Below are 9628 nucleotides of genomic sequence, written 5' to 3' on the forward strand. Positions count from 1 at the left end.
CCGTGCGGGCCAGGGAAGCCGGCGGGGGCCACCGGACGCTGGTCGCCGCCGTCGACGGTGACGGCCCAGGCGTCCGCTTCGTCGCGGGCGCGGGTGGTGATGGTCAGGCGCGCGACCGAACCGATCGAGGGCAGGGCCTCGCCCCGGAAGCCCAGGGTGGAGATGCGCAGCAGGTCCACGTCGCCCGCGTCGTCAGGTTCCAGCTTTGACGTGGCGTGACGCTCGACCGCCAGGGGCAGTTCGTCGACCGGAATGCCCTTGCCGTCGTCGGCGATCAGGATGCGGGACAGGCCGCCGCCGTCGGCCTGGACTTCGATATGCGCGGCGCCCGCGTCCAGCGCGTTCTCGACCAGCTCCTTGATGGCGCTGGCCGGGCGTTCGACCACCTCGCCGGCGGCGATGCGGTTGACGGTTTCGGGCGGGAGGCGACGAATGGGCATGAGACTCGGCAGGATAGCGGGGCAGCTGGCGCGCGGCGAGTAATCCTTCTCCCCTCGGGGGAGAAGGTGGCTTGCGGAGCAAGACGGATGAGGGGGCTGTTGGCCTCATGCGCATCGGCTGAAGGTCTGCCTGTTGACAGAGCCCCCTCATCCGAGCGCCTCCGGCGCCCACCTTCTCCCCCGAGGGGAGAAGGGCGAATTAGACGTCCAGTTCGTCGACGACGAAGCGGGCGTTCTCCTGAATGAACTGGTAGCGGGCCTCGGCCTTGCGGCCCATCAGGCGTTCGACCAGATCCTCGATCTCTTCCTCGCTGTCGGGCAGGGAGACGCGGGCCAGGGTTCGTTTCCTGGGATCCATGGTGGTCTCTTTCAACTGCGAGGCCATCATCTCGCCCAGGCCCTTGAACCGGCCGATCTCGACCTTCTTGCCCTTGAAGACGGTGGCCAGCAGTTCGTCGCGGTGGGCGTCGTCGCGGGCGTATTCCGACAGGGGGCCGGCGCTGATCCGGTAAAGCGGTGGCAGGGCCATGAACAGGCGGCCCTGACGGATCGTCTCGGGCATCGAGCGATAGAAGAAGGTGATCAGCAGCGCCGCGATGTGGGCGCCGTCCACGTCGGCGTCGGTCATGATGACGATGCGCTCGTAACGCAGGTCCTCGATGTTGAACCGGGCGCCCGGCTGGACGCCCAGGGCCAGGGCCAGGTCGGACAGTTCGACGTTCTGGCGCAGCTTGTCCGCCGTGGCCGAGGCGACGTTCAGGATCTTGCCGCGCAGGGGCAGGATGGCCTGGGTCGTGCGGTCGCGCGCCTGTTTGGCCGAGCCGCCGGCCGAGTCGCCCTCGACGATGAAAAGTTCGGTGCCCTCGGCGGCTTGCCGTGAGCAATCCGACAGCTTGCCCGGCAGGCGCAGCTTGCGGGTGGCGGCGGCGCGCTGGACCTCCTTGTCCTTGCGGCGGCGCAAGCGGTCCTCGGCCCGGTCGATGACGAAGCCCAGCAGGGTGTTGGCCTGTTTGGGGCTTTCGGTCAGCCAGTGGTCGAACGGGTCGCGCAGCAGTTGCTCGGCCAGGCGCGCCCCCTCTGGCGAGGACAGGCGGTCCTTGGTCTGGCCCTGGAATTCGGGGTTGCGGATGAAGATGGAGATCATCGCCCCGGCGTTGGCGATGACGTCCTCGGCCGTGATCTGGGCGGCGCGCTTCTCGTTGATCAGCTCGCCGTAGGCTTTCAAGCCCTTGACCAGGGCGGCGCGGAAACCGGCCTCGTGCGTGCCGCCGTCGGGGGTCGAGACGGTGTTGCAGTAGGAGGCGACGAAGCTGTCGGCGTCGCCAAAGCCGATCGGCGACCAGGTGACGGCCCATTCCAGGGCGCCCGCCTCGCCCTTGCGCTCGGCGCGGCCGGCGAACATGGGGGTGACGGTGTCCATCTCGCCCACGCGCTCGGCCAGGGCGTCGGCCAGACCGCCCGGGAAGTGCAGCAGGGCCTCGGCCGGGGTCGCGTCGGTGATGCGATCCGGCGCGCAGGTCCATTTGATCTCGACCCCGCGGAACAGATAGGCCTTGGCCCGCGCCATGCGGAACAGGCGGGCGGGCTTGAACGCCGCGCCGACGCCAAAGATCTGCTCGTCCGGCTTGAACCGGATCAGGGTGCCCTTCTTTTTGGACGGGCCGACCTGCTGGATCGGACCCTGGACGTGGCCGCGGCTGAACGACTGGCGCCATTCGAAGCCGTCGCGCCAGACGGTGACGTCCAGATGCTCGGCCAGGGCGTTGACCACGGACACGCCGACGCCGTGCAAACCGCCAGAGGTTTCATAGGCCTTGCCCGAAAATTTGCCGCCCGAGTGCAGCACGGTCATGACGACTTCCAGCGCCGACTTGCCCGGATGTTTGGGGTGCGGATCGACCGGAATGCCGCGCCCGTCGTCGCGGACGGACAGATAGCCCTCGGCGTCCAGATCGACGGTGATCAGCTTGGCGTGTTTGGCCACCGCCTCGTCCATGGCGTTGTCCAGGACTTCGGCGAACAGGTGGTGCAGGGCGCGTTCGTCGGTGCCGCCGATATACATGCCGGGGCGCTTGCGGACGGGCTCCAACCCCTCAAGCACCTCGATCGACGAGGCGGAATAGCCGGTGGCGGCGGCGGTGGCCGCGCTGGCGTGGCTGGTCAGCTCGACCTTGGGCTCGTGCGCGGGGACGGCCGCGACGACGGGCGCAGCGACGGGTTTTGGCGCGGCCGGCTGGGGCGCGGCCGGTTCCGGGATGTCATCGAACAGGGAAGGAGCTGCGGAGTCGGCCATGGCGATACTGTGCGGCGATTCGGGGGCTCGTCTGGTAGGCCGCGCGGCGCTTTGGAGCAAGCGGGGCGCGAACCGGGGCCGGTTCCGGCGCCACCGCGCGGGCCAGAATCGCCAGGCACAGCACCCACGGCAGGTTCTGGTGCGTCAGCAGCACGCTTTCCGACAGGCTGAGCAGACCGAAAACCGCCAGATAGGCCAGGCCCCAATACCCCTCGGCCGCTCCCGCGCGGGGCAGACGCCAGACGGTGGCGAGGGTCGCGGCGGCCATGATGACGCCCACCAGGATCGCGCCGGGCCAGCCCAGCTGGACCAGCAGGTCGATCCAGCCGTTGTGCGCCGACGGCACCGGCCACTGGGTCTCTATCCGCACATAGCGGGCGGGCACGGAATCCACGCCCCAGAAGGCGCCGTAGCCATAGCCCGTCCATGGCCGCTCGGCGACGCGGCGCATCAGGGCGGCCCAGATGTCGGTCCGGCCGGTCAGGGACGGATCCTTGCCCAGCGCTTCAAGCAGGGCCGGACCCTGTTCGGTCCACAGCCACCAGCCGCCGACGGCGCCGATGACGCCGATCCAGACGGCCACGACCGCCAGCGCCGCGCCGCCCTGACGCAGCGCCCACAGGCCCCCGATCAGGCCGACGCCCAGCGCCAGACAGACCAGCGAGGTCTTGGACTGGGTGGCCAGGATCAGCAGCACGCTGATCGCGAGCGTCAGCAGCGGGACGATGCGGCCGTTCGACCCGGACGCCAGCCAGGCGGCGGCCGCGGTCGCCCCGGCCACCATGACCAGGCCCATCTGGTTCTTCTCGTACCACAGGCCGCGCCACAGGCCCGCGTTGACGTCGTGATGGACGCCGATGGACGGCATGGCGAAGACCATGAACAGGCTACCGATCCCCATCAGCAAGGCGCACCAGGTCAGCAAACGCGGCAGATGAGGCCCCCGAAACGCCGCGCCCAGATACAGGGCGAAAGCGCCGGTGGCCGCCAGGGCGATGACCCGGCGCACGGTGACGCCCGGATCGATCGACCAGTATTTCGACACGAAGGCCAGGATCAGCACGGCCAGCAGCGCCAGCCAGGCGGGCCAGACGCGCACGACCCGCTCGAACCGGAACATCAGCAGGGCGCCGGTGATCGCATAGACCGGCAACCAGACCAGCCGCAGGATCGGCGTCTCGCCCTGATCCGGCGCAAAGATCGGCCCGATCAGCGCGCCGGTCAGAATGACGATCACGAACCCGGCCGCCACCTGTTCCCACAGGGGCGGCGCCGGATCGGTCAGCGACGAATCTGGACGAGGCGGGCGCACGACGCGGAGGGTGACGGAACGCGGTTAACGAAGCGTGGGCCTGGCGCGCCAGGATCAGGCCGTGCCACTAAGGCGGGAAATCGGGGGAGGCTTATTATGAGAATCGTTCTGGCCGCTGTTGCGGCGATGGTCATGTGCGCGACTTCAGGCGTCGCTGCGCGAGCGCACGCTCAGGAAGTGGAAACTGCGCAACCTTCGGACTCGGCGGACGTAGCCAAGAAGACCGAACTGATCCGCCGGTACCTTGTCGCGATCCAGTACGAAAAGCTGGTGAATACGATGATAGAGTCCATGTCGGGACAACTTCTGGCACGCAGCCGGATCCCCGAGGAGAAACGCGGAATTGCTCGAGATGCGTTGATTGCAGCCTACGATGTGGTGCTGCCGCAGATGCAGGAAGCGACCATCGAGCTGTACGTAGAGATTTTCACTATCGACGAGCTTGAACAGATGGTGGCTTTCTATGAGAGCGCAGTCGGGCGCTCGATCATGGCGAAGACCGTGATGCTATCCCAGCGTTCAGGGGATCTGATGCAAGAATTCGCGCCGCTCATGGAGCGTGAAATGACCTCGCAACTCTGTCGGCGGCTGGATTGCGAAGCGTTGGGTTTGCGCACCGCTCAACCGCCCAAGCGCTAGCTCACCCCCGCTCCACAAAGGTGTCGATGACCTTCTTCTCGCCGGCCTTGTCGAAGGCGACGACCAGTTTGTTGCCTTCGACGCCGCGCACGGCGCCGTAGCCGAATTTCTGGTGGAAGACGCGGTCGCCGCGTTTGAAGCCTGAGCCAGATTTCGGATCGGCGGTGGCGACCAGGCGGCCTTCGCCTTCGATCACCGTATGGCGGGCGTGGGCGGGGCGGGGCGTCTGGGCGGCGGTGAAGGTCTGGGCGCGTTTCCAGCCGGGGCTGGAATAGCCGCTGCCGAAGGACGGGGCGTCGTCCCAGCGGCTCTTGGCCTCCTTCATGCCGGCGGAGGCGCCGTAGTAGCCGGTGTCGGACTGGGCCTCGACGTGGTCGAGGGGCAGTTCGTCTACGAAGCGGCTGGGCAGCTGGCTGGTCCAGCGGCCGTAGACCTGACGGTTGGCGGCAAAGCTGATGCGGGCCTGGTCGCGGGCGCGGGTGACGCCGACGTAGGCCAGGCGGCGTTCCTCCTCCAGGCCCTTTTCGCCCTTTTCGTCGATGCTGCGCTGGGAGGGGAAGACGCCCTCTTCCCAGCCGGGCAGGAAGACCAGCGGGAACTCCAGCCCCTTGGCCCCGTGCAGGGTCATGATCTGAACCGAGTCCTGACTGTCGCCGCGATCCAGGTCCATGACCAGGGAGACGTGCTCCAGATAGGCCTGCAGCGTCTCGAACTGCTGCATCGACTGGACCAGCTCCTTCAGGTTGTCGAGCCGGGTCTGGCCGCTGGTGCGGTCGGCCTTCTGCATGTCGGTGTAGCCGCTTTCCTCCAGCAGGGTCTCGGTCACCTGCCAGTGGGGCGTGTCGGCGGCCAGCAGGCGCCAGCGGTCCAGGTCGCGGACGAAATTGGCCAGCGGCGTGCGGGTGCGGGCCTGAAGCTCGTCCGTGGTGATCAGGTGGCGGACCGCCGCCATGGCCGAGACGCCGTTTTCGCGCGCGATGTGCAGGATCTTCTGCACGCTGGTGTCGCCGATGCCGCGCTTGGGCACATTGACGATGCGTTCGAAGGCCAGGTCGTCGTCTTCCGACTGGATCAGGCGCAGATAGGCGTGGGCGTCGCGGATTTCGGCCCGTTCGAAGAACCGCGGGCCGCCGATGACGGTGTAGGGGATGGCCAGCATCAGGAAGCGTTCCTCGAACGCCCGCATCTGGAATGACGCGCGAACAAGCACGGCCATCTTCTTGTAATCCATGCCGGATCGGCGCGCGGTCTCGATCTCGTCCGCGATCAGGCGGGCCTCGGCCTCACCGTCCCAGACGCCGCGCACCTGAACCTTGTCGCCGCCCTCGGCCTCGGTCCACAGGGTCTTGCCCAGGCGGTCCTTGTTGGTGGCGATCAGGCCCGAGGCCGCGCCCAGGATGTGCGAGGTCGAGCGATAGTTCCGCTCCAGCCGGATCACCTTGGCGCCGGGGAAGTCGCGCTCGAACCGCAGGATGTTGTCCACCTCGGCCCCGCGCCAGCCGTAGATCGACTGATCGTCGTCGCCGACGCAGCAGACGTTGCCGGTCGAGGCGGTCAGCAGCCGCAGCCACAGATACTGGGCGACGTTGGTGTCCTGGTATTCGTCGACCAGGATATAGCGGAACCGGCGACGATATTCTTCAGCCAGATCGGCGTGTTTCGACAGGATGGTCAGGTTGTGCAGCAACAGATCGCCGAAGTCGCAGGCGTTCAGCGTGGCCAGTCGCGCCTGGTAGGCGGCGTACAGGGTCTGGCCCTTGCCGTTGGCGAAATCCTCGCCCGGCGGCAGCTTGTCCGGGGTCCAGCCGCGGTTCTTCCAGTGGTCGATCAGATGGGCCAGCGACTTGGGCGTGAAGCGCTTGGTGTCGACGTTGGCGGCCTCCAGCAGCTGTTTCAGCAGCCGTTCCTGATCGTCGGTGTCCAGGATGGTGAAGCTGGATTTCAGGCCCACCAGTTCGGCGTGGCGGCGCAGGATCTGAGCCGCGACCGAGTGGAAGGTGCCCAGCCAGCGCAGGCCCTCGGCTGAGGGGCCGATCAGGTGGGTGATCCGCTCGCGCATTTCGCGCGCGGCCTTGTTGGTGAAGGTGACGACCAGCAGTTCCCACGGACGGGCGCGGCCGGTGGCCAGGATGTGGGCCAGCCGGGTGGTCAGGACGCGGGTCTTGCCCGTGCCGGCGCCGGCCAGCACGAGGACCGGCCCCTCGGTCGTCTCGACCGCGTCGCGCTGTTCCGGGTTCAGCCCGGCCAGGTAGTCGCCGACGGCCCCTTCGGGGGGGCGGGCGCGGGCCAGGTCGGAGATGCGCGGGGCAGGGACGTCGTTCACTGACTGAGGGTCTCGTTCGGCGGATTCGAAACCGGAACATAAGCAGCACAGACGGCAAAGTCAGGGCCGAATGTGGGGCGCCGACTGAACCACCCGTCGGAACCGCAATCGTCGGGCCTCGTTCTCGGCAAAGGTTCAAATGGAGGAGCGCCACAATGGCCGAGAACACCAACAGCGGCGGCGGCAACGCCGGCATGGCTTTCATCATCGGCGGCCTGGTGGTCGTCGTCGCGATCATCGCCTGGTTCGTGTTCGCCCGGGGCGGCGCACCGGAAACCAAACAGGTCGACGTGGATGTGAATCTGCCGGAAGTCTCGGCGCCCGCCGTGCCGTCCGGCCAGTAAGGGGACAAGCCCATGAGCGATATCAACACACCGCCCCCGCCGCCCCGTGAGGAGCGGGTGGTTCATCAAACCACCATCAACACCGCGCCCGAACGAAAGAGGGGCGGCGCCTGGCTGGCGTTTCTGGTCGGCGGACTGCTGGTCGTGGTCGCGCTGATCGGCTGGGCTGTCTACTCTGGCCAGACGCCGGCCGTGCCCGAACCGTCCGAGGTGAATGTGGACATCGACCTGCCGCGACCGACGCTGCCGGATGCACCCCGGCTGCCGGACCGCCCGGCCTTGCCCGACGTTCAGCCGCCGACGGCCGAGGCGCCCGCGCCCGCGCCGGCGCCCGCGAACTAGCGCAGGCGGTAGCTGATGGTGGTGACGACGCGGACTTTCTTGTTCGGGGAGGAAGCCTCGTCACCCGAGCCGTCGCGCGGCAGGATTTCGAATGAGCCCTGACCGGCCTGCTTGATGGGACCCAGCGGTGCGCCGGAATCCTTGGCGAACTGTTCGGCGCCGGTGCGGGCGGCGGCGGTCGCCTCGGCGATCATGGCCGGGCGCACGTCGTTCAGCCGCGTGAAGATGTAGGACGGGCCCTGGAAGTCCTGAAGCACGACGCCCTGACGGACCAGATCATTCAGGCTGCGTGTGGTGGTCTGGACCCGCTCCACGTCGTTGGTGCGCACATTGACCGTCTGGGCCAGAATGAAGCGCGGCCCGGTCTGGTTTCCGTATTCACGCGAGCGGGTGTCGGCGACCTCGAGCCGGCCCAGATCGACCGCGCTGTCGGGATAACCCTGGGCCTTCAGGAACTGGCGCACGATGGTCAGGTCTCCGTCGATGCGGGCCTGAACTTCGGACAGAACCTCGCCTGATGCCGTGAAGCGGATCGGCAGGACGGCCAGGTCGGCCTTAACGTCCCGCTCGGCCAGGCCGCGCACGGTGACGGCGCGGTCGCCGGCGCGGGCATTGACCACGCCCTGACCGATCAAGGCGCCGCCGCCGACCAGTCCCAGGCCGACCAGGCCGCCGAAGGCGACGGCGGGAAAGAAGCGACTGTCGACCATGATGGGCTCCTGCAGCGGTGGAGGCCAGCAAGCGCCGCTGTCGCCCGCCTGTCAATCGTCGGCGGATGGCGGCTGACTTCGCGCCCAGTCCAGCGCCAGCAAGCGGCAGGCCGACGCCAGCGGGCGGCGCCCCCGGTTCTCGTCGATCCACACGAGCAGGCCAGCCTTGCTCAACCCCCGCTCGACCGCGACGCGATCCAGAATGGCCCAGAACTCAGGCTCCAGCGCCACCGAGGTGGCGTGGCCGGTCAGGACGACGGAGCGTTTCTTCAGTCCGCTCAACGGACGCCGACAAGGATGATGTCGGCCCGGTTCGGCGCGCCCTGGGTCAGGACGGCGTGACGGGTGTCGGTCGTGAAGCGCAGGGCGCCCGACGGATCGCGGATCTCGGCGCGGGCGGCATAGGTGTGGCGCGGATCGATGCGCGCGGTGGGCACGCTCAGGCTGACGGCATAGGGCGGGCCGCCGTCCAGCGGCATGCGGCGCTCGGCCATGACTTCGGCAGCGGTGTCGGCGCGGCTGACGTCCTCGACCCGTACGGTCAGGGTATGGCCCGGCGGCAGCATGATCCGCTCACGATACAGGGCCGTGACCTCGACGGTCGTCATGGCCTCGGGCGCTTGCGGGGATCCGGCACAGGCGGCCAGGAGCAGGGCGCCCAGAACGGGCACGGCAGGCAGGATGAAGGTCGCATGGCGCATGGGGGCCTCCTTGGGGGACCGGGGTTCAACCTTAGCAGAACGCCCTGCCGACACATATGGCTGCAAGACGTGAACGACGCCGGTCATGTGAGGGTGCTATCGCCCCATCGTCCCCCCATCATCATACCAGTCGTCGAGCCGCGCCGTGCCCCGTTCCCTGAACACTGCAACCCTGCTGGCCATCGGCGGCGTCGCCGTGTGCGCCCTGATCTGGGGCACGACCTGGTACGCCATCACCTTCCAGCTGGGGGCGGTGGACCCTGTGGTGTCCGTCGTGTTGCGCTTCGGCCTGGCGTCGGCCCTGCTGTTTGCGGTGGCGCGCGTGGCGGGTGGCAAGCTGTGGCTGACCCGGGCCCAGCATCTGGCGGTGGCGGGGCAGGGCGTGTTCGCGTTTTCGATCAGCTACGCCTTCGTCTATGCGTCGGAGGAGAAGATCGCCTCGGCCGTGGTGGCGGTGATCTTTGCGGCCCTAGCCTTCCTGAACCTGATCCTGTTCCGCGTCCTGTCGAAACAGAAGGCGGCGC

General features: G+C 68.1%; 11 protein-coding genes. 4 read left to right on the plus strand and 7 right to left on the minus strand.

Features of this window, described 5'->3' with window-relative positions:
* The 3 genes from mutL to EON91_RS12805 form a co-directional block, all read right to left on the minus strand.
* Positions 1-440: DNA mismatch repair endonuclease MutL (gene mutL, locus EON91_RS12795; protein WP_292095415.1), on the minus strand; the 440-nt coding region annotated here is incomplete at its 3' end.
* 199 nt (positions 441-639) lie between these two features.
* Positions 640-2733, minus strand: coding sequence for a DNA topoisomerase IV subunit B (locus EON91_RS12800; RefSeq protein WP_292095417.1), 2094 nt, complete (start codon positions 2731-2733; stop codon positions 640-642).
* Entirely contained in the window at positions 2699-3985 is a 1287-nt protein-coding gene (locus tag EON91_RS12805) for an O-antigen ligase (protein WP_292095420.1), read from the minus strand. Before EON91_RS12805 ends, EON91_RS12800 begins: the two co-directional genes overlap by 35 nt.
* Positions 3986-4141: 156 nt before the next feature.
* Here EON91_RS12805 and EON91_RS12810 point away from each other — a divergent pair, with 156 nt between their 5' ends.
* The gene (locus EON91_RS12810) at positions 4142-4684 is read left to right on the plus strand and encodes a DUF2059 domain-containing protein (RefSeq protein ID WP_292095422.1); all 543 of its coding nucleotides are present in this window, start codon (positions 4142-4144) and stop codon (positions 4682-4684) included.
* A 1-nt stretch (position 4685) separates the two neighbouring features.
* On the opposite strand, the gene EON91_RS12815 is transcribed toward EON91_RS12810, so the two are convergent.
* Entirely contained in the window at positions 4686-7007 is a 2322-nt protein-coding gene (locus tag EON91_RS12815; RefSeq protein ID WP_292095424.1) for a UvrD-helicase domain-containing protein, read from the minus strand.
* A 155-nt stretch (positions 7008-7162) separates the two neighbouring features.
* On the opposite strand from EON91_RS12815, the gene EON91_RS12820 reads away from it, so the two are divergent.
* On the plus strand, positions 7163-7351 hold the full coding sequence (locus EON91_RS12820) for a hypothetical protein (protein ID WP_292095428.1): 189 nt from the start codon (positions 7163-7165) through the stop codon (positions 7349-7351).
* A 12-nt stretch (positions 7352-7363) separates the two neighbouring features.
* Positions 7364-7693, plus strand: coding sequence for a hypothetical protein (locus EON91_RS12825; protein WP_292095430.1), 330 nt, complete (start codon positions 7364-7366; stop codon positions 7691-7693).
* Here the strand turns inward: EON91_RS12825 and EON91_RS12830 are convergent.
* The 3 genes from EON91_RS12830 to EON91_RS12840 are packed head-to-tail and all read right to left on the minus strand — an operon-like array spanning position 7690 to position 9104.
* A complete protein-coding gene (locus tag EON91_RS12830; RefSeq protein WP_292095432.1) occupies positions 7690-8403 on the minus strand; it encodes an SIMPL domain-containing protein in 714 nt (237 codons plus the stop codon). The two genes, EON91_RS12825 and EON91_RS12830, sit on opposite strands and share 4 nt — an antisense overlap.
* 51 nt (positions 8404-8454) lie before the next feature.
* Positions 8455-8685, minus strand: a complete 231-nt coding sequence (locus EON91_RS12835; protein WP_292095434.1) for a ribbon-helix-helix domain-containing protein — start codon at positions 8683-8685, stop codon at positions 8455-8457.
* Positions 8682-9104 (minus strand): YbaY family lipoprotein, encoded by a 423-nt coding sequence (locus EON91_RS12840; RefSeq protein ID WP_292095437.1) that lies wholly within the window; start codon positions 9102-9104, stop codon positions 8682-8684. Before EON91_RS12840 ends, EON91_RS12835 begins: the two co-directional genes overlap by 4 nt.
* A 145-nt stretch (positions 9105-9249) precedes the next feature.
* On the opposite strand from EON91_RS12840, the gene EON91_RS12845 reads away from it, so the two are divergent.
* The coding region (locus EON91_RS12845) for an EamA family transporter (RefSeq protein ID WP_292095439.1) at positions 9250-9628 on the plus strand (379 nt) is incomplete at its 3' end.

Origin of the sequence: Brevundimonas sp., from assembly GCF_004210735.1 — a bacterium.
GTDB lineage: Bacteria > Pseudomonadota > Alphaproteobacteria > Caulobacterales > Caulobacteraceae > Brevundimonas.